This is a genomic window from Priestia sp. FW507-14D1A (genome assembly GCF_058781295.1).
In genome coordinates, this window is record NZ_JBYSWQ010000002.1 from 532,091 (window position 1) to 556,500 (window position 24,410).

Annotated in this window: 21 protein-coding genes, 1 pseudogene and 1 riboswitch; of the genes and pseudogenes, 7 read left to right on the plus strand and 15 right to left on the minus strand. The window is 37.3% G+C overall.

The window, feature by feature from the left end; all coding sequences use genetic code 11:
* Positions 1 to 161: 161 nt before the first annotated feature.
* The 6 genes and pseudogenes from AC3WJG_RS11130 to AC3WJG_RS11155 all read left to right on the plus strand — a co-directional run.
* Positions 162 to 719 (plus strand): HPP family protein, encoded by a 558-nt coding sequence (locus tag AC3WJG_RS11130; RefSeq protein ID WP_034653823.1) that lies wholly within the window; start codon positions 162 to 164, stop codon positions 717 to 719.
* 191 nt (positions 720 to 910) lie between these two features.
* Positions 911 to 1,615, plus strand: coding sequence for a DUF969 domain-containing protein (locus AC3WJG_RS11135; protein WP_337133550.1), 705 nt, complete (start codon positions 911 to 913; stop codon positions 1,613 to 1,615).
* Positions 1,616 to 2,581 (plus strand): DUF979 domain-containing protein, encoded by a 966-nt coding sequence (locus AC3WJG_RS11140; RefSeq protein ID WP_116741474.1) that lies wholly within the window; start codon positions 1,616 to 1,618, stop codon positions 2,579 to 2,581. It begins immediately after the preceding gene.
* A gap of 14 nt (positions 2,582 to 2,595) precedes the next feature.
* Positions 2,596 to 3,237: a pyroglutamyl-peptidase I gene (gene pcp, locus AC3WJG_RS11145; protein ID WP_154989411.1), complete on the plus strand. Its 642-nt coding sequence runs from the start codon at positions 2,596 to 2,598 to the stop codon at positions 3,235 to 3,237.
* Positions 3,238 to 3,467: 230 nt separating this feature from the next.
* Positions 3,468 to 4,241, plus strand: coding sequence for a flagellin N-terminal helical domain-containing protein (locus AC3WJG_RS11150; protein ID WP_337133559.1), 774 nt, complete (start codon positions 3,468 to 3,470; stop codon positions 4,239 to 4,241).
* 343 nt (positions 4,242 to 4,584) lie between these two features.
* Positions 4,585 to 4,698, plus strand: a pseudogene (locus tag AC3WJG_RS11155) (flagellin); the annotation flags it as partial.
* Positions 4,699 to 4,745: 47 nt separating this feature from the next.
* Here AC3WJG_RS11155 and AC3WJG_RS11160 read toward each other — a convergent pair.
* The 5 genes from AC3WJG_RS11160 to pgsB are packed head-to-tail and all read right to left on the minus strand — an operon-like array spanning position 4,746 to position 9,664.
* Positions 4,746 to 5,168, minus strand: coding sequence for a peptidoglycan-binding protein (locus AC3WJG_RS11160; protein WP_098999267.1), 423 nt, complete (start codon positions 5,166 to 5,168; stop codon positions 4,746 to 4,748).
* 23 nt (positions 5,169 to 5,191) lie between these two features.
* Positions 5,192 to 6,841 (minus strand): gamma-glutamyltransferase, encoded by a 1,650-nt coding sequence (gene ggt / locus AC3WJG_RS11165; protein WP_337133561.1) that lies wholly within the window; start codon positions 6,839 to 6,841, stop codon positions 5,192 to 5,194.
* Positions 6,842 to 6,845: 4 nt separating this feature from the next.
* Positions 6,846 to 8,003, minus strand: a complete 1,158-nt coding sequence (locus tag AC3WJG_RS11170) for a CapA family protein (protein ID WP_251439190.1) — start codon at positions 8,001 to 8,003, stop codon at positions 6,846 to 6,848.
* Positions 8,004 to 8,012: 9 nt separating this feature from the next.
* Entirely contained in the window at positions 8,013 to 8,465 is a 453-nt protein-coding gene (gene pgsC, locus AC3WJG_RS11175) for a poly-gamma-glutamate biosynthesis protein PgsC (RefSeq protein ID WP_098966310.1), read from the minus strand.
* An 11-nt stretch (positions 8,466 to 8,476) separates the two neighbouring features.
* The gene (gene pgsB / locus AC3WJG_RS11180) at positions 8,477 to 9,664 is read right to left on the minus strand and encodes a poly-gamma-glutamate synthase PgsB (RefSeq protein WP_337133564.1); all 1,188 of its coding nucleotides are present in this window, start codon (positions 9,662 to 9,664) and stop codon (positions 8,477 to 8,479) included.
* Between the two features lie 396 nt (positions 9,665 to 10,060).
* Positions 10,061 to 10,145, plus strand: a riboswitch (cyclic di-GMP riboswitch).
* Between the two features lie 268 nt (positions 10,146 to 10,413).
* Here pgsB and AC3WJG_RS11185 point away from each other — a divergent pair.
* Positions 10,414 to 12,087, plus strand: coding sequence for an IS200/IS605 family accessory protein TnpB-related protein (locus AC3WJG_RS11185; protein WP_492588235.1), 1,674 nt, complete (start codon positions 10,414 to 10,416; stop codon positions 12,085 to 12,087).
* Between the two features lie 895 nt (positions 12,088 to 12,982).
* Here AC3WJG_RS11185 and AC3WJG_RS11190 read toward each other — a convergent pair.
* The 10 genes from AC3WJG_RS11190 to AC3WJG_RS11235 form a co-directional block, all read right to left on the minus strand.
* Positions 12,983 to 13,912 carry an FAD-dependent oxidoreductase gene (locus AC3WJG_RS11190; protein ID WP_047751499.1) on the minus strand — a complete coding sequence of 310 codons (930 nt, stop codon included), beginning with the start codon at positions 13,910 to 13,912 and terminating at the stop codon, positions 12,983 to 12,985.
* A 36-nt stretch (positions 13,913 to 13,948) separates the two neighbouring features.
* Positions 13,949 to 14,593: a GTP cyclohydrolase I FolE gene (folE, locus tag AC3WJG_RS11195; protein ID WP_047751500.1), complete on the minus strand. Its 645-nt coding sequence runs from the start codon at positions 14,591 to 14,593 to the stop codon at positions 13,949 to 13,951.
* Between the two features lie 39 nt (positions 14,594 to 14,632).
* The gene (locus tag AC3WJG_RS11200) at positions 14,633 to 17,182 is read right to left on the minus strand and encodes an EAL domain-containing protein (RefSeq protein WP_337133569.1); all 2,550 of its coding nucleotides are present in this window, start codon (positions 17,180 to 17,182) and stop codon (positions 14,633 to 14,635) included.
* Between the two features lie 327 nt (positions 17,183 to 17,509).
* Complete coding sequence (locus AC3WJG_RS11205; protein ID WP_337133571.1) at positions 17,510 to 17,869, minus strand: helix-turn-helix domain-containing protein; 360 nt, start codon at positions 17,867 to 17,869, stop codon at positions 17,510 to 17,512.
* Between the two features lie 154 nt (positions 17,870 to 18,023).
* Positions 18,024 to 19,802, minus strand: a complete 1,779-nt coding sequence (locus AC3WJG_RS11210; RefSeq protein ID WP_337133573.1) for an ABC transporter ATP-binding protein — start codon at positions 19,800 to 19,802, stop codon at positions 18,024 to 18,026.
* Between the two features lie 259 nt (positions 19,803 to 20,061).
* Positions 20,062 to 20,541: a lasso peptide biosynthesis B2 protein gene (locus AC3WJG_RS11215; RefSeq protein WP_337133575.1), complete on the minus strand. Its 480-nt coding sequence runs from the start codon at positions 20,539 to 20,541 to the stop codon at positions 20,062 to 20,064.
* A gap of 43 nt (positions 20,542 to 20,584) precedes the next feature.
* Complete coding sequence (locus tag AC3WJG_RS11220) at positions 20,585 to 20,884, minus strand: lasso peptide biosynthesis PqqD family chaperone (RefSeq protein ID WP_028414306.1); 300 nt, start codon at positions 20,882 to 20,884, stop codon at positions 20,585 to 20,587.
* Positions 20,877 to 21,809, minus strand: a complete 933-nt coding sequence (locus AC3WJG_RS11225) for an HPr kinase/phosphorylase (RefSeq protein WP_337133578.1) — start codon at positions 21,807 to 21,809, stop codon at positions 20,877 to 20,879. The genes AC3WJG_RS11220 and AC3WJG_RS11225 overlap by 8 nt, the downstream gene beginning before the upstream one ends.
* 93 nt (positions 21,810 to 21,902) lie before the next feature.
* Entirely contained in the window at positions 21,903 to 22,028 is a 126-nt protein-coding gene (locus tag AC3WJG_RS11230) for a paeninodin family lasso peptide (protein ID WP_014461234.1), read from the minus strand.
* 14 nt (positions 22,029 to 22,042) lie between these two features.
* Positions 22,043 to 23,980, minus strand: coding sequence for an asparagine synthase-related protein (locus AC3WJG_RS11235; RefSeq protein WP_337133580.1), 1,938 nt, complete (start codon positions 23,978 to 23,980; stop codon positions 22,043 to 22,045).
* Positions 23,981 to 24,410 lie beyond the last annotated feature (430 nt).

A 24,410-nucleotide genomic window follows, 5' to 3' on the forward strand; every position in this document is an offset into this window, starting at 1 on the left:
ATCCCACCTTTTTTTGTTCATAAAAAGTATTTCCAATAAAAAAAGACATTTTTCCTCTTCCAGTAATCCATGTTTTCTTATAAACTAACTTAATATAGCAGATGTTCTGACATACAACTTGACAAACAACTTTTACTTACAAAAGAGAAAGGAAAGAAGAAATGCAGATTGAAAAAAGTTTTGCTCAAACAAAAAGCCCCTTTCTGTCTTACTTAAGCTCTTATGCTAAAAAGATGAAAGGAGAACTAAAAGAAGAACCGAAAATCAATTATAGAGACGCGGTTGTTTCTTCAATCGGAGGCTTAATTGCGATTATCATCAGCAGCGCGATTGCACTAGCGCTTGGTTATCCAATGGCACTCGCTCCAATTGGCGCGAGCTGCGTGCTTGTTTTTGGGGCGCACAAAGGTCCTTTATCACAGCCGCGCCACGTGCTTGGAGGGCACTTGCTTGCGACAGTTTCCGCACTTATTATTTGGAGTTTATTTCATCGAAGTCTTATTACTATAGCGATTGTGCTTGCTTTTGTTCTTATTTTAATGATTCTTACCAAAACCGTTCATCCTCCCGCTGCAGCTAGCGCGATTGTCGCAATTAATACCCAAGCAGGCTGGGGATACTTAGGTATTATTATGATTTGTGCATGTGTGGTTGTACTGATTTCTACTGCGTATAACAATTTATTTCAAGATCGGCAGTATCCCAGGTATTGGGTTTAGAAAAAGCTTTGGAATATAAAATTCCAAAGCTTTTTTCTTTTTCATTTATTTCACTAATCAAACTATTTTATGCCTTAAGCATCTTGTTTTAATTTTCAGAATTGTTTATACTCAAGACGTCTTTGTTTTTTTAGAAAAATAATGGAGGTGAATTTGCAGCACGATTTATACATAATCAAGGGGGATTTTTTATGTTGAAATTAATTGGGGTTTTGCTAGTGGCAGTGGGGTTTTTATTTCGTTTAAATACACTGCTTGTTGTGACCGTCGCAGGCATCGTGACGGGCCTGGTATCAGGTTTATCACTGCATGGAGTAATTACGATGTTTGGACAGTTTTTTGTCGATAACCGCTATATGTCTATGGCTATTTTACTTACTCTTCCTATCTTTGGCGTGTTAGAAAAATACGGGTTAAAGGAACAAGCGGAAATGCTGATAAAAAAAGCGAAAAACGCTTCTTCTGGAAATGTTTTACTTATATATCTTTTTATTCGTGAAATCTCAGCCGCAGTCGGCTTAAATATTGGAGGACATGCTCAGTCTGTACGTCCGTTAGTCGCACCTATGTCTGAAGGCGCTGCTCGTGCAAAATACGGAGAGCTTCCGCCTAAAGTAAAAGAAGATATTCGCGCTCATGCCGCGGCAGCTGAAAATACGGGCTGGTTTTTCGGAGAAGATATCTTTATCGCAACAGGTGGAATTCTTTTAATGAAAGGATTTTTTGACTCTGTAGGGATTCACGTTGACGTCTGGGATATGGCGCTTTGGGGTATTCCAACAGCCATCGCAGCGCTGCTGATCAGCGCCATTCGTTTCCGTCAGTTAGACCGACGTATTCACAGAAAAATGACAAAGCACAAACCAACATCATCTTCAAAGACGGAGGCGAGTTAAATGAAAAGCATCCTAACGCTTGATACGATTTACTACTTACTCGGTATTATTGTTGCTTTTATCGCACTTCGAATCGCACGCGATCATAACCATCCTAACCGTTTAGGATCTTCTCTATTCTGGGCACTGTTTTCCGTTACGTTTTTATTTGGCAATGTGATTCCACCTTTTTATGTAGGGTGTTTAGTCATTATCATGGTACTGCTTGCTTCATTTAACCGCGTGACCAAGTCTAATGAAGCCGAAACACCTGCTGAAGAACGTGTGGCTCACGCACAGCGATTAAAAAACAAAATCTTTTTACCGGCTTTATTTATTCCTATTTTTACGATTATCGGCACCCTTCTTTTTGGCAAGATTAAGTTTGGAAACTGGGCATTGATCGATCCAGAAAAAGTCACGCTAATTTCACTGGCAATCGCTGCTGTGATTGCGTTTATCGCTTCAATGGGCGTCACCAAAGCAAAAATGGACGTGCCTGTTAAAGAAGGAAGCCGCTTGCTTCAAGCAGTGGGCTGGGCGGTTATTTTACCGCAAATGCTTGCTGCGCTTGGTGGCATCTTTTCAAAGTCAGGCGTTGGAACAGTCGTTTCAGATATTGTAAGTGATATTTTGCCAACTAACTATGCGTTTGTTGCTGTGCTGGCTTATTGTCTAGGAATGCTGCTATTTACGATTGTCATGGGAAATGCCTTTGCTGCGTTTGCCGTTATTACAGGAGGTATTGGACTTCCACTGATTGTACATATGCACGGAGGTAATCCAGCGATTATGGCAGCGCTTGGCATGTTTGCTGGCTACTGCGGCACGCTTCTTACGCCAATGGCAGCCAACTTTAACATCGTACCTGCTATGCTGCTTGAATTAAAAGACAAGAACGCCGTGATTAAAGCTCAAGTGCCAATTGCTTTATCCGTTTTTGTTGTTAATACGCTATTAATGTACTATCTTGTATATCACTTTTAAAGGAGAGTAATAGAATGACAACTGTATTACTAACTGGATTTGAACCGTTTGAAGGTGAAAGTATTAACCCGTCTTTAGAAGCTGTCAAAGCCTTAGACGGCGTAGCTGTTGAAGACTATCACATTATCGCTAAGCCTCTTCCTACTGTGTTTGGCGAATCAATTGCAAAGCTTCATACGTATATAGAAGACATCAGTCCTTCTATCGTCATATGCGTTGGACAAGCAGGCGGCCGAGAAGGAATTACGGTCGAACGCGTTGCTATTAATGTGGACGACGCGCGGATTCCTGACAACATCGGCCAGCAGCCCATTGATCGTTCTATTATCGTAAATGGACCTGCCGCATATTTTTCGACACTGCCCATCAAAGCCGCTGTCGAAAACCTGCGCCAAGCAGGCATTCCAAGCAGCGTTTCTCAAACTGCTGGAACGTTTGTCTGTAACCACGTATTTTACGGGCTGATGAACATGATTCAAAACTGCTCAATTAAAGGTGGGTTTGTGCATATTCCTTATCTTCCTGAACAAGCTGTGCATCATCCAGGGAAAGCAAGTATGGCGCTGGATTCGATTGTGAAGGGACTGCTTTCTATCATCAAAACTACAATTGTAACGGAAGATGATATTTTAGTTTCAGGCGGCGCTACTCATTAATACTAAAAAACCAGCTCATGTAGAGAGCTGGTTTTTCTTTTTATATACATACAAATTTCCCATTAAATAATTTAATAAAAGCTATAAACAACCTTCTCTCTCAGTCGATATATAATATGAACATATTTTTTAAGGATGTTCAACTACTTTTATCCCATTTTAAAACGGGACACTTCTTGTATACAAGGATGTAAACCGAGAAGTAAAACCATTATACGGAGGTAAGGAAAATGAGAATTAATCACAATATTACAGCTTTAAACACGTACCGTCAGTTTAACAATGCGAATAACGCTCAGGCAAAATCAATGGAGAAGTTATCTTCAGGTCAGCGTATTAACAGTGCTTCTGATGATGCAGCTGGATTAGCTATCTCAGAGAAAATGCGTGGACAAATTCGCGGGCTAGATCAAGCTTCTCGCAACGCGCAAGATGGTGTTTCGTTAATTCAAACTGCAGAAGGTGCTTTAAATGAAACACATGACATTCTTCAGCGTATGCGTGAATTAGTAGTTCAAGCAGGCAACGGTACAAACAAAACCGAAGATCTAGATGCTATTCAAGATGAAATCGGCTCATTAATTGAAGAAATCGGTGGAGAAGCTGACAGCAAAGGAATTTCTGATCGAGCACAATTTAACGGCCGAAACCTGTTGGATGGAAGTCTGGATCTTACGCTTCAAGTTGGAGCGAACGCAGGACAGCAGGTAAATTTAAAAATTGGAGATATGAGTGCTGGAGCTTTAGGAGCAGATACTGATTCAGACGGTGCAGCGGATGCTTTTGTTAATAGCATTGACGTCAAAGATTTTGCTACTACATCTTTTGATGATCAATTAGCTATTATTGATGGTGCTATTAACCAAGTGTCAGAGCAGCGTTCTGGACTAGGTGCTACTCAAAATCGTCTAGATCACACTATCAACAACCTAAGTACATCATCTGAAAACCTAACAGCGTCTGAATCAAGAATTCGCGACGTAGATTATGCTTTAGCAGCGTAAGCAGCAAAAAGCACAGTCGTCCTAGCTGGTAACGGCTAGTGAGTATAACCGGGTGAATTGCTGGAAACCCCTGAGAGCTTTTCTCACCACAGCGCAGTTGGAAACGACAGACGTAACGGTAAAAAAAAGAAGAGATTGGGCAATCAGCAGCTAAGCTCCTGTGAGGAAACTCTGGAGAAAGTTCAACGACTAGGATAAACCGTCTAAGGCAGTGTGCTATGACGATGAAATCCGTAGGTAATGAATATACCGTTCCGTATATCCATGTCCGAAGTGCCCGGCCCCTGTTTTTTTAGAGGGTGAAGATATAGTCTAGTCATTTGTGAAAGCAAATGTTCGCGCGATGGCGAAAGAAATGATGGAACAAACAAAGAATTCAATTTTATCTCAGGCTTCTCAAGCTATGCTAAGTCAAGCTAACCAGCAGCCACAAGGCGTACTTCAGTTACTACGTTAATAAAAAAAGCGAGCTTTCTCAGGAAAGCTCGCTTTTTTATATAAATGTTATAAGCTATTACTAGTAGATCCAACTGTATCTTTACTCGTATTTACTAGTGCATCCCACGTTTGAGGACCCACTACTCCATCTGCCGTATAACCTTGTTTTACTTGAAATTCTTTTACGGCTTGCTCTGTTTCTAGACCAAAGTAACCGTCTGGATTAAGTCCTAAAGATTTTTGAACCGCTTTTACTTCTTCTCCTGCTGAACCTTTGCCAAGAGCTGCTACACTGCTAAGCGATAGAATTTGAGTTTTATCTTCTTCTTTAGCTTTAGCCTGCTGCATAAGGCTTGCATATTCTTTAATTCTTTTTTCTTCAGCACTGCTTAATGTTTGTGTATGTTTGAAGTTAGACATAATAAAAAAGAATCCTGCCACGATAATAATAGGAACAAATATTTTCATAAGATTTCTTACAATAGTCATGGTACTCTCCTTTGAATATATAATTATTTAACTTTCCAAGTTCCTTGTCTTCTAGGGTCTGCTGCTCCGTAAATACGATTGTTTTTTTGATCAATAACAATCGCTTGTATACCGCCGTAGTAAATAGCGGAGCTCTTCTCCTTCACGTCATATCCCATTCCTTCTAGTTCTTCTCTTACACTCGTAGGATATTGAAATTCGGTATACAGATGGTTATTTTCTATTGAAAACCTTGGTGCATCAATTGCATCCTGTAAAGAATCCTTGAATAAAAGGTGGCGAACCAAAACTTCCGTAAGCATCATAGGTATTCTGCTTCCTCCAGGCGTTCCAATCCCGATGACCTCGTCATCTTTTTTAAGAATAGTAGGTGCCGTAAACGTTCGTGAACGCTTATCAGGCTCGTAATAATTAAGAGAGGTCTTTATGTTATTAAAGTTATTCAAATTGTTGTTAAGGAAAAACCCTTCTACATTTTCTCCTGAACCAAAAAAGTTGCTGAGTGTATTTGTAACGGATACAACCGTTCCTTCTTTATCTGTTACAACAAAATGCGTTGTACTAATATGTTCTTCTTCAAGTTCATCGCCTTTAAGCTTATACTTATCGGATAGCTTATTTAATGAAAGATCTTGTGCAAGCTTCCTTGAATATTCTTTTGTCGTTAGCGCTTCGTCATCTATATCAGAAAAAGCTGGGTCTCCAATATGGGCGACACGATCACTATTAGCTCTATTTGTAATTTCAGAAGTAACATGTGTAAAAAGCGCCGTATCTTGTTCTGTCTTTTGAATGTTTAACATTTCAGCCATTTGTAGAGATTGTATTAACGTAATTCCTGCAAATGGAGGAGGTGCAGAGATGACATCATAACCCGCAAATTCTCCGTGAACGGGTTCTCTTTCTTCCACAGAATACTTTTCTAAATCAGTTTTTTGTATTCCTGGTACTTCCTCTGCTATTTTTTCTGCGAGTTTTCCATTATAAAATACGTCTGAACCTTTTTTCTTAATTAGCTCAAGCGTTTCGGCAAGTTCAGGCTGTTTAAGCTTTTCACCTTCTTCAATAGGTTTGTTTCCTGGAAAGAAATTAGGGATTTCATCTTCTGATAGGCGATATTGTGCACCTTTCAAACGTTCTGAAAGCTGCTGACCCACTGGAAAACCATCACTAGCTAATTTAATAGCAGGATCTATTAACTGAGCCATCTTTTTGCTTCCGTATTTTTCATGAATTGTTTCCATTCCTTTTACAAATCCAGGCACGCCTATTCCTTCTTCAGGTCTACTATTTGAAGAAGGGCTGGTTTCTCTGTAATCGAAAAAAGTTGGTTTGTCTGATTGGTTTCCAGGAAGAATAAGCATTCCTCCTCCTCCTCCAATACCAGACCCATAAGATTCTACAACTCCTAAAGCATAAGAAACGGCAATAGCAGCGTCTACGGCGTTTCCGCCTTCTTCCAATACATCCATTCCGACTTCAACAGCTACCGGATTTGAAGAGCTTACACCGTATCCACCAGAAGAATGATTAATCTCCTTGCTAGACTCAAATTTGTTGATTTTTTTATAGAGCTTGTTATCTGTTTCACTATTAAACTGCTGTACAACTGCGTAGCCGCCGACTAGCAGAACTGCAAGAAAGATTAGCGAGTACATCCATTTTCTTTTCATTTCTTCAGTTAACCCCTTTTTTTACTACTCGAGAGTGGTCCACTGTAAAGACTAACTTATTGTTTTCTTCTTTGATTACGAGTGATTTTGAAGAACTTTTAGTTAGACGTTTGAAGATTTTTTCTCTATAGTACGTATCCCATTTTCCTAAGGGAGTTGGCGTAGCTTCTTTTATCAGCATAGGTGTAATTTCAAAACGGGCTGTTCCATCTTTCTTTAGCTTATACTGAACGAGCGCACTTTCTCGTGATGCTGACCATCCTTGGTCGAATACAAAATTCCCCAAGCTGTAAAAGATAACCGTATTTTTATAGACATCAACAGATTGCAAAACATGAGGATGATGGCCAAGAATAATATCAGCTCCTGAGTCCGCCATTGCTTTGGCTAATCCTTTTTGTCTAGGAGAAGGAGTCGTGTCATATTCTTGTCCCCAGTGCGCATGCACTACGACTAAATCTGCGTTTTCTTTTGCTTCCTCAATTAGTGGAATGAAAATTTCTGGTTTAGCCGGAAGTATCCCTGGATTATTTTGGTTAGCTTCCGAATCAGCAACGTATGCATCCGTAAAACCAAGGGTAGCTATTTTAATTCCATTGACTACCTGATAATTAATTTTACTAGCATCTTTAATATTTTTTCCAATACCTACAAAATCCAAATCCGACTGATTAAATGTCTTTATTGTATCATTTAGTCCATTTTCTAAATAATCCATCGAGTGATTATTTGCTACATTTAAAACAGAGAGATTGAGATTCTTTAGAGTCTCCACCGATTGCTTATCAGTTTGCAAGTGAATATACTTCTCCTGTTCTGGATACTTATCACTAAGCGTAACTGGATGCTCAAAGTTCCCTGTTGAATAATCCGCATTTTTAAAGTATGGCTTCACATAGCGTAATAAATTTTCTTGACCATAACGGCTCGACGCTTTTTCTACATTACGCCCAAACATAATATCTCCAACCATTGTCGCATTAATTAACGTATCATCTGTTGTATTATTTTCAATTGCTTCACTTGGTTTACTTAGAAAAATGATCCCGTACATGAAAATCACAAGGATTACCAGGGTAATCCACACATGTTGATCTGTTTTCTTTTTTGTCGACTTTATAAATTTTAATAACTTTTCTTTAAAATCCAGTTTTCTATCCATCAAATCACCCTAAATAAAAAAGTTATATACAAACATTAAGCTGAATGTAGCACCACTTATTAACAGCGTGCTTCCCATCGTCATTGCTAGCCCCTGCTTTTGAATCGTGTTCGCAATTAAGCCAGGAACAATGACACCGATTCCGCGAAATTCGTAAATTTCAAAAGGCATAATGGGATAAAAGTAGTCAAATATTAGCTTCAGCGAAATTCCCACCACTAACATCGCAGCGAATTTGCGACGACCATACAAAATTACAAACCTTCCAATTCCATGTTTTACAATGACATAGGTTAAGAGACTAATAATTAATACCATAACTAAAAAAACCGGCTGATCAAAAATTAAGCCAATATAACCTGGCACAACTAACCCTGCAGGAATAATCCCTGTCTTTTCTGTAAAAATTAAACTTAAAATAACCCCTAATACCAATGCTACATATAAATCCGAACCAAACATGCACTTTCCTCCTAGACAACTTCCTCAATATGTTCATAATTCTTCATTGCTTCAATTAACGGTTCAGCAGCACCATGGATATTTCCGACTCCATAAATCATTCGATTATGTAATTCTGGTCTTAGCTTATCAAATATTCCTTCTGTGCTATAACCTTCTAAGTCCCAAATTTCTTTTGCTGGAATGATGCCTTCGTTGTAAGCATCCATAATAGGACTAGTCGTTTCTCCAATTAACACCAAAATATCAGCTTTAATATAAGGTAAAACGTCTCGTGCAAATTGCTCTGTACGATCTACACGATCAGGACGGCAGTTCATAATAACGATAGGCGAATCTACTGAATAACCAATCTCTCCCACTCTTTCCCAAATCCGTAATGTGGAAGCAGCATCATTTGCAGCAAACCCATTTACCAAAAATGCAGGCGCTTTAGGATCACCAAACTGGGTAATTCTCATTGCACCCGGATCGGGATGAGCATTCAGCATTCCTCTAAAAGCAACTTCTTCAGGAATATCTAATGCTTCTGCTACCGCTAACGCAAGCGATGCATTATCTGGAAATACCATATAATCAAACTTTCTTAAGAACTCATCTGTAATTCTTGAATTATCTGCCACAATTACTTTTGTTCTTCTTTTTGCCGCAACTGTTTTAAAATACTCAAGATACGGACCATCGATCGTAATTAAATGCCCTTTGTAAGGAATCGTTGGTAGAAAAGCTTCTGCTACTTCGTCCAGTGTTGGTCCCATAACATCCATATGATCTTCTAATACATTTACAATAACTCCAATATTTGCTTGAAGCATTTTTTCTTGAAAAGTAATTTGATAATCGGGATTCACCGCCATACATTCACTGACTAATGCCTCAGCTTCTAGTTTTGCCGCTTCTTTTACGACGCGTCTTTGCTCTCCTATATTCGGCCCTTCAGGTCGTCTGACAATTGGCTTCTCTTCATCTGTAAACCAATAAATCATTCTAGCTGAAGTTCCTGTAGTCTTTCCTATAGTTTTATATCCAGCTTCTGTTACGATTCCAGTTATCAATCTAGTAACTGTTGATTTTCCGCGAATGCCATTAACATTTATCCTCACCGGAATAGAATCGATATTTTTTTGATGTTTAACCTGTTCCCATGCTCCATAAGCAAATACTAGAAACAAACAGATTAAAATAATACTAAGCACCATTTCGATTGTTTCCTCCTTATTTCGACTATCTTTTTTAATAGGAAGCTTCAACCATAAAAATAATTATAATTTAGCCCTATATTTCAATTTTTTTACTTAACTTTTATAGTTAATCATACCTAGCTAAGTTTATCAATAAGAGAATTAAATGTAATTTATGTTATTTACTAGTAATTAAACCTCTTTGACCTCCTGCTATTACAGCATTTGATGCTCCCTAAGCAAATTACTTCATCTATAGTCTCAAAAACCTAAATCAAATAAAAAACCAGTCGAATGTCATTGTATTTTTTATGAGTAAAAATAGCTATTTATATGGTAAAATATAAAATAATATTCATTATAAAGTTTCTTTTTTAACTTTTATGTTCTTTAAAAGAAACAATCCGATACTTGTACAGATAAGGGCAAACCGAGTGAAAAGCTGGGACGCAAAACTTCGGGTCTAAGGTCTTATGACTATGACGGCCGGGTTTCCTGACGCATACGGAGGTAAAGAAAAACATGAACAATCAGTGTGTCTTTACTAGAAGTATTGGAGCTTTGTATATGAGGCCACGCATTGTGGAATTTTTCATTTTATTCGAGAAAGCCTCCACCTCAGGGAAAGAGACGAGCATAGCCCAGCGAGTAGATAGGGGTAAATCGGTCTTTTTTTGCTACTTTTTAACTTTTAATTGCAATTATCCCCTCTCTTATTATAAACTATTAAATAATTATAAGAACATAAGTTCGATAGGAGGAGAAATATGAAGAAAGCGTATTTTTCAAAGCGTATTTGGAAAAAGGAGATAAACGGCCTTACGTTAGTTGAAATAGCATCGTTGAGTGAATTATTTAATCGTGCCAAGCAATTTGTATTTCAAACGCTCGTTCGGCAAAAACGTTGGAAACGCGAGCTTCATAAGGAAAGTATCCATTTAGTCGTAAAGAAAAAGTTTGGCGTAAATGATTACGTAGCCAATAGCATTGTACGCGAATCTCAAGCTCTCCTAAAAGCCCAATCCGAACTAAATAAACTGTACATCAAACAAACAGATGAAAAAATAAAAAAAATAAAGAAAAAGTTAAAGACAGAACGTTCTTTTTTAACTACTCTTCGCAAAATTAAAGAAAGCTGTATAAACGGCAACGTACATTTTCCGAAAAATAGAAAATACACATTACATCCAAGCGGGCTGGTTTCATTAGCATTACAGAATCACTCTCTTGTTTGGATGAATATCTACTTATTCGAGCATCAATATCTTAATGTCGCCATTAAGCGACTAAAAGCAAAGATTGGGCATTTAGAACATCGGCTTTTTCGTCTAGAAGAAAAAAAAGAGAAGTTGACCACTCATATTTCTAGCGTGGTTTTTGGCTCAAAAAAGTTGTTTAAGCACCAATTTACGAAAAAAGAGTTTGTACAAGATCATCAGTCTTGGAAAGAACTCTTTTTAGCTGCACGAAACAAGCAAGTGTTGATTTCGGGACGAAAAGATGCCGCAGCTGGCAATTTTGTCTTTACCTATCAGCCGGACACAAATGATTTACATATGACTTCTCTGTCAGGGGAAGTTGTTACGTTTTCAAATGTGGTTTTCCCTTATGGGCAAGAACAGATTAATCAAACGGTTCTTCGCCAGAGGAAGTGTAAGGACAAAAAAGCGAACGGCAAGCCTATTTCCTGGTCTGTCGAAGATCACGGTGACTATTATATTATTAAATGTTTACTTGATGTCGAAGAAGAAGTACTAGTGAACTTCTCTACGTCTGATGGCGTCATTGGTGTAGATTGCAACGTGGACCACTTTGCGTGGACAGATGTTTCAAAGGACGGCAATTTTTTAGAAAGTGGGACATTCTCGTTTACATTAAACAAAAAAACAAACGGTCAATCAACGAAAATCTTGGAAGCAGAAGCAATAGCTTTGGTAGATGTGGCTGTTCAAAAGAACAAGCCCATTGTAATGGAGGACATTGATACGACACTCTCTAAAACTGGGGATGCCTATGGAAACAAAAAGGTAAACCGTTTAAAGAGTCTCTTCGCCTATCGTAAAATGGCGCAAGCTATTAAAAGTCGTGCTCAAAAGATGGGTATAGCTGTAATCGTAGTAAATCCAGCTTACACATCGATTACGGGAAAACTTAAATATATGCGTAAATTTGGTATCTCTATTCATCAGGCAGCAAGTTATACGATTGGACGAAAAGGTCTTGGCTACAAAGAAAAAGCGCCACAGGTGCTTCGTCATCATATTGTACGTCATCCATTACCCTACTGGAAGCAGTGGTGGGCGCTAAATAAAAAGTTACATGTACGAACGGAAATGTTCTATCAACTGTTCGATGTAAATAAACCATCTGGTAACATCAATCTTACACATAAGGAATTAACAGAAAAAGAAAGTAAACATTTAAAGAAAGCTTTTGCATAAGTAATATACCTTGAACTTCTTGTACCAAATACTTACTAACGCTACCGGAGCAGATAGCGATTTTCTAGGGTTTGGGCGCATTACAAGGATGTTCAAATCATTCCATACAAATGAAGGTTGGTGTACCCGCTACAAGCACTTGCTTACATAGAAAGAGCTGTATGTGTGGTTGTCCCGAAGGATACTTCTGTAATTTGCATGGCTAACCGACCCCGTTGAACGGGAAGGGTTCCTAAGTCTTTTGAGATTTTAGGAATCCCTCACTTCAAGCTTGCTAAGTGGGGGTAGTTCAATTCCGTGATTACTTAACGAGCCCTTCTGTACCGCAAGCCATTTATCCGTACTTAATGAACGGCTGGGTATTACTAACATATCTGACTATTTACCAGTCACTATACATGCTTTATCAAAATTGGACGCTTAGGAAACCCATTCAGGCATGATAGAAATGTTGGAAATCTTGGTTAATACGTTAATAAATTCTATTTACCTTCTTATAAGCTTTATAATCATATACCTTTATACGCTTCATTTTTATTTTTTTATTTGGTAAAATAACACATATAAGGAGGGATAACTTGAATTACATTGCTAAAAAACATTACTTGTTTTCTAGAGGTTCTTTTCAAACCGCTACCTTTTTACTGCTTTTCTCACCTCTTTTTACTGGTTCATTTCAGCAAGACGTAGGGTCTTATGTCATACTATCTTTGCTCATGTTTCTTCTTAATTTCATCATTGAGTATATTCTAATCAAAAAAAGAAGTACCTCGCCTCAACAATACATCTCTTTGTTCCTGACAATTTGTCTGCCTTTAAACGTTCTTCTCTTGACTTTCTTTTATTACATTACGTAAAAAAGCATCTATCAGTTTAATAGATGCTTTTTTATTTATTACGACTCAGTTAACAGACTTGATATATGCTTGGCTACAATTGTTCCTTGACCAGCTGAGGAGCTGATACTTGAAAACAAAGGAGTCGTACACGCATCTCCGATTGCATAAATAAATGGATTGCTGCTTTGATGCACGTCGTCTGTGACAATAAGCCCGTTTTGTGCCGTAGCTACTTTTCCTTTAATGAGATCAACGTTAGGTGCTACGCCCAGCCTGATTAGGACCGCATCTACTAACAAGTTCTTATACTCTTTGTTCTTGCTCTCTAAATCGATGGATGTAACATGACGATTCCCATGGATAGCTGTCACCTCGGTATCAGTCATGACTTTGATACCAGGGTTAGAAATAACTCTTTCAACATACTGCTCTCTTGCTTTAAAACGCGTAGAACGGTGAATAAGATATACTTCTTTTGCTTTTGATGATAAAAGATGTGCTCCTTCAAAAGCCCGGTCTCCTCCGCCAATAATAGCAACTGTTTTACCTTTTAACCGTTCGCCGTCTGCTGAAGCTGAATATACTTCTCCTCGGTCAATCATTTGCTGCTCACCGGATACTCCAAGCTTTCGCTGACTAGAACCCGTGGCTAAAATGAGATACGTATAGCAGATTTCTTGTTTTTTAGCTTGCTTCTTAACTTTCACAGTTTTGGAACGTTCATCAATGAAAAGTACTTTTGTATTTACTTCATATAGGCAGTCCATCTCAACAAAGTGCTTCACCATTTCACGCTGCATTTCTATTCCGTTCTTTGTACGCATTCCAGGATAGTCAACAATTTCATTAAAGATGTTAAACAGCTGGCCTCCTAACTGTGACTGTTCTTCAAGAAGCAAACAGTCAATCCCCAGTCTCTTGCACCATATAGCAGCTGAAATGCCGGCCGGTCCTCCACCAATGATTAGTACATCAACGTGTCGCATACACCTTACCTCGCTTCTACTTCTCAGCTTCTATCACTACATTTGTCGCTGTAAAAGAGATAAAAATTCTCCTCTAACCTCTGCTTTTTCCATAAATGTTCCTCGAACGGATGAAGTGGCTGTAGAAGCTGAAGATTTTTTGATTCCTCGTCCGCACATGCACATATGCTTCGCTTCAATAATCACCATCACTCCTTTAGGCTCTAAAATTTCTTCAATTGCATCTGCAATTTCATTTGTTAAACGCTCTTGAACTTGAAATCTTTTTGCATATCCTTCTACTGTACGAGCGATTTTAGACAGACCAGTGATTTTTTTATCCGGTATATACCCAACGTGGGCAACGCCAAAGAATGGCGCAAAGTGATGTTCACACATTGAGTGAAATTCAATGTCTCGTATTAGTACCAATTCGTTGTGATTTACGTCAAATGTTTTTTCCAAATGAGCTTTCGGATCTTCTCGGTAGCCTTCCGTATATTCTAAAAACGCCTTTAATACTCGGTATGGCGTCTCTTCAAGGCCATCTCTTTCAGGGTTATCTCCGCATAGATCTATAAGTTCTTTCACCGCATTCATAAATGTGTCAGCTTGACCTATTTTTTTATCTATTTCAGTTGAATTCGTGCCTAATGTTTCTAAAAATTTTTGAGCAATTAAATTTTGTGTACTAAGTGTCATATTTCTATTTCCTCTTCCCTTTTCAGTTACTTTTTCATCTTAGTCGATACTTTGGTCATCACTACTACAAAAAAGCGATTCAAAACCTGCTGCGCATAGCGGTCGACTAAATAAGTATCCTTGCATATGCACACAGCCATTTTCAAGCAGAAAATCTTTTTGATATTCTAGCTCGACGCCTTCTGCAATTACATTTAAATTTAAGCTTTGAGATAAGCTAATAATTGCTTGTATAATTTTACGGTTGCTGTCATCTTCGTTCATATCCATAATAAAAGATCGATCGATTTTCAAACAATCTATAGGTAAATTTTTCAAATAACTTAACGAAGAATAACCTGTACCAAAATCATCGATAGAAATTGATATACCATATTCTTTTAGTTCATGTAAAGCTTTAATTGTTTCCTGAGTGTTAATAAGCAGTGTGCTTTCAGTGATTTCCATTTCAAAGCTTCCTGGGTTAAGGTTATACAAGGAGAGAGCCCCCTTAACCTCATGAACTAGTAAAGAAGAGTCCTGAAACTGGCGTGGTGAAAAGTTCATTGCCAATGTTAATTCTTGATTGAACATTTTATTCCACTTGCTGATTTGACAGCAGGCTATATTCATCACACTTTCCCATAACGAATGAATTAAACCCGCCTCTTCTGCTATACCAATAAATACCTCAGGCGAAACAAAACCAAGCTCTTCATCGTGCCAGCGCACAAGAGCTTCTACTCCTATTATAGCATTGTGTCGAGCATCCACTTTCGGTTGGTAGTATACCTCAATAGCCTCTTTCTGAATAGCTTTGCGCAAACGTTTTTCAATCTGCATTTTTTCAGTTTGCTTTTCATTTAATAGCTCATGGTAAATCATGACTTTGTTGCCTCCCTGCCTTTTAGAAGCATACATGGCCATGTCAGCATACGTAATGAGTGTATCCAGATTTGTAGAATGCTCCGGATAAAAACTTAAACCGCTGCTTATACTTACAACTATTTCATCACTTTCGATATAGCAAGGCTGCTGAACATCTAAAATAATTTTCCGAGCAAGCTTTTCAACCTCTACAGGTAGAAAATCACTGAATAAAACTACAAATTCATCTCCCCCCTGCCTTGTCAGAAAGCTATTGTGTGGAGGCAGGCAGGCTTTAATTCTATTAGCTACAAGCTGTATCAGCTGGTCGCCTTTTGAATGTCCCAACGTATCATTAATATCTTTAAACCGGTCTATATCCATAAACAGTACGGCTACATGTTTAATTGATTTTTGCTCAGATTCCATTAAACGCTTATTGAGTTCTTCTTTGAAATACCTTCTATTAGGCAGTCCTGTTAAAAAATCGTGATACGCATGAAATTCACTTTCTTCTTGACTGCTTTTCAAATCATCTAAATAGGTTTTCAAGAAATGTGATAAATGATTAATATTTTCGATAAGCCCCCCTAGTTCATCCCTTCTTCTTACAGTCGATATTTCACCGAAATTCCCTTTCGCAATATAATTCACGTGCTCCACCAAATTTTTAATAGGACGTGTAATAGACGTAGAAAAAATAATGCTGACGATCAGTACAAGGATGATAAAAGGCAGAGACAAAAGCAGATGCTTTACTAATTCATCATGAAGCTCCGTTTCAATCAAATCATAATCATAGACGACCCCTATTACGTAGGAAGCAGATTTTTCTTCCTTGATTGGTACAAATGTTTTCAGTACTTTTTTCTTGTTGATTTCTGAAATATAGCTTTGCGAAATTCCTGTTTTCAAAGCATCCTTAATAAATGCTTTATCGCGATTCGTATTTTGATATGTGTATGTTCCATACCAGATTGGTTGATCTTTCATTTTGACATATCGATTTCCATTTAAATAAACGCTTTGATTGTGTTTTCCGAAACTTGCAGGATTAAATACTGTTAATTCAAGAACACCATCTAAACTCTTCGTAAAGCGATTCATAACATTAGTAGGGCCAAACTGCTTTTCAATATCTATTACGTTCTTATCACGAAAATATGGGTTAATAATATAGTTAGTCGAACCATCATAATAATATCCCCATTTATCAACATGCTTTGGATTACTAGAAGCTACCTCGATTGGACCGCTCCAAAAGTTGGGCAGGGCCATACCTTTTTTTGTAGTGACCGGTCTATCCGCAAGAAGCTCCTGAAAAGACGTGTACCAATATTCCCATTCTTTAGTAGACATATTAATTTCTTTTGAGTCTGACGACCTCACACCAATAATGTCATCCCCGCTAGGAGCTAATAATGTAATATGAGATACTCTAAGCTGCTTTGCTAGCTCCTTAAGCTGCTCATTACTTATATCCTGATATTTAGAAGGCAGAGAACGCTGTATAGCAATTGAAGCTGTTCTTAATTCCTGTGCCATTCTATCTTCCATATACAAAGCGCTATTTTTAGAGTTTTCTACCTCGTATGCAATTTCTTCCGTTACAAGAGTAATTTCTTTTTGATTAAAATCTATTAATCTATTTTTAGATCTAATGTAATGCAAAGTGTTATTCGCCAGTAAAATACACAACACTAGCAAAGTAAAGAACAGCGATATTTTTTTCTTTATAGACACAAGTGCTGGCCTCCCATTGGTAACAAAACGCTCTTATATTTTTAAATATATAATAAATTTCTTTGTGTAGCGGTGTATTTATTTTAATTTTCACAAAATAATCAACTCATGCAAAAAACCAACCGATGCGGTTGGTTACTCTCAAAAAATATATGTAAAATAATTCAATATAAAAACTTTTATTTACACAGATAGAATAATTTTATATTCTTATAATATTCTATCTGTTTTTTCAAAAATATCAATGGATAAAATTTGTCTTTTTCGTAAGATCAACTTTCTTTTAAGCTACGAAGGTATCGTGAAACTATCTTCTTTTTAACACACTTATATTAAATTACCTAAGTCACTTAAAGGAACTTTTCCTCTTTTCCAGACGACGATATCAATAGAATCTCTTAGTTCCTTAAGCTGTAAGCTGTCTAAAGTACTGATATGGCTTTTTATACAGTTGAAAGAATCCTCCATGCTCTCAGAACCCAGCTCTTTTATTTCCCAGCTTAAAAGAACAGCGGGGTGCACTTTAAGGGCCTGAGCCAGCTTTTCAACTACATCAATTGTTGGATTAATACAAATTTCACGTTCCATATTGCTTAAGTAAGATTTAGCAATGTCAGCACGTTCGGCAAGCTGTGAAAGCGACAGCTTTTTTTGCATTCTTATTTCTTTTACACGACGACCAATCATTATTATTAAGCACTCTCCTTATTAAAATGTAGATTTAGCTTAAGGAACACCGTTAATAGTTATAAGTGAAATTTTTAATAATATTGCGCCTTTATTTTATTGTGAGTTAAACATCAAATAGATTATCCTAATAAATTAAGAGCGCTTACCTTTATTAAACAGTTTGAAATTGACCTTCTAGTAATTTATGAAACGCGCCTTCTTCTTCAAAGGCCAGCTGATTAAAGCTACCTTTTTGAATCACTTTTCCTTCTTCTAACACAAGAACCTGATCCGCAGCTTGTATAGTGGACAGCCTGTGAGCTACAACAACAATCGTTACTTTCCCTTTTAACCGGTCAATTGACTCTTTAATTTTATTCTCATTATTAGTATCTAAGGCGCTTGTAGCCTCATCTAAAATGAGAAGAGCTGGTTTTTTTAGAATTGCTCTTGCCAAAACAAGCCTTTGACGTTCTCCGCCCGATATCTTCATTCCTCTATCTCCGATAACAGTATCTAGACCCTGAGGCAAATTTCCTACAAACTGATCTGCCATCGCAAATTCTAATGCTTCCCATAATTCTCTTTCACTAGCTTGTGCATTCACCGTCAGTAAATTCTCTCTTACGGTAGTGTTAAATAAGAACGAGTCTTGAGGTACATAGCTGATGGCTTGTCTTAAAGACAGTAGGAGTTCATCTTTAAGCGGGTGACCATTTACAAGCACCTCGCCTCTTTCAGGAGAGTTCAGTCCCATTAATAAGTCAATAAGCGTACTTTTTCCAGCTCCAGAAGGACCTACAATAGCGGTCATTTGGTTAGGAAGAATAGTCAAGTTAATATCTTTTAACGTATAACTGTCTTTTTTGTAGCGGAAATAAACGTCTTTACACTCTATTTGCGTCTCTGTAATTGGCGAAAGCGCGTCTGCTTGCTTGAATTCTTGTTCTTTAGAGCAGTCCTCTATGAGCTTCTTAACAGCCTGACAAGCGGGAAGAGTAGCTGCTATTTGTTCAAAATTTGATTGAATCGCAATAAATCTCGGCCATAACCGAGAAAAGATAAGAATAATTAACAAAAGCTGCTCGCCTTGAGCATGAAAAGCTTTTACAGATATAAATATAAATACTGCAACGAGAAGAGCCGCACTCACTTTATATACTAGCTGAGAGCTTGACTTAAGTTTTACATATTCAATTTGTTCTGCGTTCATTCTTGAGGTTAAAGAACGCAGCCAATCAATATAGCTGTATTCCAATTTATTACTCTTAATATCTTTAATGCCACTAAGCTGATCTGTGATTCCAGCCATGTAGTCTTCCCCTAATTGAGAGGTTCTACGTCCTAAGTGTCTAGATTTTTGTACGAACTTTCTTGAAAGATACCCTAGTATCAAACCAAACAGCACGATAAAAAGAGTCATTTTGACAGACAACCACAGGGCAATAGCTAATTGTATAATCATAAAAATAGTATTAGACAGCAGCTGAAGAGCAAAATTAATACCGCCTATCACACGTGCCAGCTCCGAAGTTAATAGATTAATAAGCGTTGACTTTCGTTTTTTTAAAAATAACGCCCACTTCGAGTGCAGCAGCAAGCTGTAAATTTCAATTCTTAAGTCTCTGCTGAATTTTTCTCTAATCTTAACATCTCGAATAGCTAAGCTTCTCTGCAGGAGATTCTGCCCAATAATAATTACTACATACATGCACAAGATTAATGGTAAATACAAAGACGGCGGCAATGCGGTAAGGAAATTAAACAGCTGACTGAGCTTGCTAGACGCAGTATTTGCTTCTATTACCCCACCAATGCTTAACAACGGGATAATCAGCAAGATGCCAAATCCCTCCATTAAACTAGCAATGGCCATACCAAAAACATTAAAATATATAATTTTCCCTGCTGAAGAATGCAGTTTCTTAATATAATACAGTAACGGTTCCAATATACGTTCTTCTACCTCCTATCAGTTTGACCTATAAAATATCTATCCCACCCGCGCTTAATTCACATATGCTAACCATTTTGCAAGAAAAGCTTAAAATAACGCTGGCTTCTTTAGTTTTCTCCACGACCACAAAAATGACCAGAATAAGAATTATAAAAAGTATAGGTAAGCTTGTTTAAAGGCGAGCTTATCTAGAGGGTTAGAGTAAAGCGAAGCTCTTTGGACTGACTTGTATCAATTATTGGTTGTTTGTCTATCATCGTTTTTCCTTTCGATTTCCTTTATTATTCAAGGTTTTAGAGAAGTTCCCTACGACTGTAAACCTTTCCATTCCCTCTGATCCCGTTACGTATGTTGAGCCACTTCGCAGCCAGGCATGTGCAATAAAATTCCCGTTTTCATCTTTTCCTGTACCTAAATACAGCGTACTTTCAATACAGCGCCTTTCTAGCATCTTCATACCTGCGAAGGCTTTCACGAGGCATTGGCTTTCCCAAAAAGTGTATCTGCTCATTTGATAGATAGCTTTTGAAATATGCCTTAACGTTTTAGTTTCATAGCTATTTTCATCCATGCTGCTCTCTTTCATACGCTCCCCTAACATAGGTGTAACCTTTGAAAATGGCAATGCTTTAAGGATTCTTCCGTAAGCAAGATAATAGAATGCTTCGATTAACAAAAGCTTTTGACTGGTATCTAAGCATAAGAAATTTTTAGCTTTTTTTATCAATTTCATCACAGCTACTCCAATATTATTCATATAAAATACACATAAAAATTTAGTCTTCCACAACCAGCTCAATCAAATTTTCTTGATACATGTTCTCTAAAAATGAAATAACTTCTTCTTCACATTTATCTGTTTGAACATCGTATTTTTTTACAATATGATTCACTAATTCGTTTACTTGTGTGGGTTTACTAATACCTTCCCAGATGTCTCCTCCAATTTCACCTAGGTTGTAGTACTTACCGTTTTCAATATTTAGCATAACTTTCTCATTTCCCATATCACTTACGATATTTCCCTCACTCTGTGTTACAACATGCTTAGGTAGAATCTGCTCTGATTTAATCAATTAAATTCCCTTCTTTCACTATATTTAGTATTTTGGAGACCGACTCATACGGGGTAAAGATAGAAGAAGATCGCGTTACTTGAAACGTATTTACGCTTTTGAGAATCTCTGAAGAATAAATAAAATGCCACTCTTTTAATCCCAGCCTCTGCAGAAGTGAACCCCGAAACGTATGATGAAGTAAAATCCGAAAGCTTTCTAATCTGTTTGTTTGACGAATTTCTACAGATTCCCCGCTCCCTTTTACAAGCTCAAAGATGCCAGCTAAAGGAATTGGTTGATTATAAAAACTGTCTTTTACGGGCACTGAATATTTTGTTTCTCTTTCAAACAAAGGATTATATTTTCTGGAATCAATCCCAAACTCGTTTAAGCTTTCTTTCCATAGCTTCTGCTGAGGATACGTTGGTTGAACCATCGGAATACGCTCATCTGAAAACGTAACAGGAATGACATCATCGCTTATGAGCTTATATCCTTTCTGAATAAAAGCTGACGCCAAGGTAGACTTTCCGGCTCCAGAATTGCCAACGATAGCATAAGCTCTTCCATCTATAGCTATTGCACTGCCGTGGAGAGGCAAAGTTTGCTGCTGCATTAAAATTACTCCCATACAAGTTCCCAGTACGTACAGCCTTGCTTTATCTTCGTCAAAGTCATTAAGGGGTGCTACTACAATTTCTTTTCCGTTCTTTATAGAAAAAATGGCTAGACTGGGAACTTCAAAGGCTACGTAATGACTTCGGACCGTAAAGCCGTTTTTTTGATCTAATTCAATTTTGTCTATTGATAAGTCTGAAAATTTAATAGAAACGTCTATATGATCACCTGGAAAAACTGGACGATTTAATTCTGGCAAAGACAGCTCACTCAAAATATTTAGCCCAAAAGCATCGTAAGTATATTTTTTTTTGATACTAATCATTAATTTCACTCCAGATGTTATTAATTTTTTGAAAAGCCCTCATACAACTCAGTTTGTATAAGGGCAATTGTTGTCTATAATCATTTATTCAAATTAGCTGTAGTGAACTGTTTCGTCTGGATCCGGCTGGACCGCATCGGGAATACTAGTTCCTGGGCCTGCCATCGTCATATTTACGTCAAGTACTTCTAGTACTGGCTTTTTCCACTCTTTTTTCATAGTTTCACCCCCTTTCAAAGAAACTTATTTATAAATCTATATACTATTAAGCTTCGCATCAAAAGCTTAAAGTCAGTGCTGAATACAGACTCCGGTTTAGGATTGTCCCTTAATTTTGCCAAAGCGGCCTTTATTAAGGTCATATCAAAATATTCAGCTATAAAATCAGAGTTTGTTACTTTTTCCATTTCATTTATAAACAAATTCCATTCTGGTATCATACGCTGAATGCCATCGGCTCCTTGCAAGCCCCTTGTTCTTTGATTAAGCCTTATATCGTCCGGAAGAACATTCTTAGTTGCTCTTCTAATCAGAGATCTATCTTGACCATTTTGAACAAACTGCGTTTCAGGAACTGATAAACAAAAACGAATAACTCTTAAATCGTTTGTCGGATCACGATCCCATAAAGAATGATATAAAGAAAGCTTTGTTGTATATGTACCGTTAATACTCCAGTAATATGGCTGTAAAAACTGTGTTTTCTTTATTTCATAAGCGCTTTTAGTGAGTAAGCCATCCGTATTGATGTCATGTTCTTTTAGTCTGGCATATACATCAAATCTCTGGGCAAAGTCAGGATTGATGATAGGTGGATATGGCGCTTCTTGCCTTGATGAGATGAGCGAATGCAACCCTGGAAAAGCTTTTTTCGCTACTACTGGAAGAACACGAGATCTTCCTACCCCTAAACTCCTGCTGTACAAACGCAGCTCTCGAAAGAATTTAGCTAGATTTCCCTTCTTTAAAAGCTGTGCCTGATAGTCTAGCGCAGGCCCCCAGGAGATTGTCCAATTTCCCCTCTGTCCATTTAGTAAAACTCCTACTCCTTTTTGAGAGGCTTGTTCATAAATACCTTTAAGCCAAAAGCTGTTTTCAAAGAACTTGTAAGGTGTTTCTAATATTTCAAGCCATTCATCAATTTCGGAAAAAGGACTTTTTTCTTCAAAATCAAAGTAATTATCTTCTATATTACCTATGTAATTAACAGTTGATTTGATAAAGGGCTTTTCATTTGCCACTCTGCTTTTAGGCGACCAATCCTCAAACTCATTTATTGGGATATAGCTAAATGTATGTAATTTCTTGTTTTCTTTATAAAGAGATTTAGAAGCAAAACCAGCTACTGACCCTGAATCCAATCCTCCGCTTAAGTGAGCGCCGACCTGTAATCGGGTTCTTAGCTTAGAATCTACAGCTTGCTGAAATACATCGCGAAATGCTTCTTCGTACTCTTCGTTTGATTTTAGTTTTAGCTTTTTCTCTTCTCGCACTATACAATACCTTTTCACTTCAAGCCGATTATGACAAATGGTTATTGAATGGGAAGGCGGTATTTGTTGAATTTCTTTATAAACAGTTGATGCAGCATCCGTTGACTCAAATGTTATTGGAATGGCTAAAAATTCTGCAAGCCACTCTTCATTTAAAGATTTTTTTATATAAGGTAGCGAAAATAACGGATTAATAGCGGTGCAAAAAGCCATGCTTGTAGCATTTTTGAAAAAATATAGAGTACGGTTTCCTGAAAAATCCCTTGCTCCAAATAACTTTTGCTGTTTCTCATCCCAAATAACAAAAGCAAAGTCCCCCACTAGAAATTTCGGAGCTTCTTCTCCCCATTTATGATACGCAAGCAAAATCAATTCACTATCTGTAATGTGCGCTTTATAGATATCCTTGATTTGCAACTGATCTACCAATTCTTCGCGATTATCAATAATAGCATCTGCCGTAATAGCTAACTGCTTCTCATAGTCATAATAAGGTAATTTTTCTCCAACAGATTCTGAAGTGATCCATTGTGTATGACTTAAAAGTGCAACATTTCCTTTTTTCCATACCTGTATGTCATCAGCTGGATATTTGGATAAAGCTTGAAGAACGTTAGCTACCTCTTCGTGAGATACGGGATTGTTATTAAAATGATAAATTCCAGCTATTGCACTCATATTTTCTCCTCTCACGACTTCTTCGTTCTTTATTAAGAACGAACATAACCACTACACACTGTTATTTGTCATATATATCTAATTAAACTTTGTTTTTAATTCTTTTTTACTAAATAATCACCAAGTAATGACTATTATAGAGAACAAATACCGAAAAGTAAACCTCAATAAAGAACATTTTTCGATAAATATCCCCTAATTAGTGCAAATGTCGTGTTCAGTCAGTTATTGGTCTTAATTGAGAACAAACTCCTTTCTTGTGTATGTTCTTGCATCGCCTAGAAAAAATAATTTACTATTTAACAATCAGTGAGCACCTTTGTTAATTTTTCATTAATGAGCGCTTCGCTCATGGAATAATTTAACACAGCCTTGTCCACACTATACTTATCTGTTTTTTCATAAATACGTACCATTTTTATAGATAGGA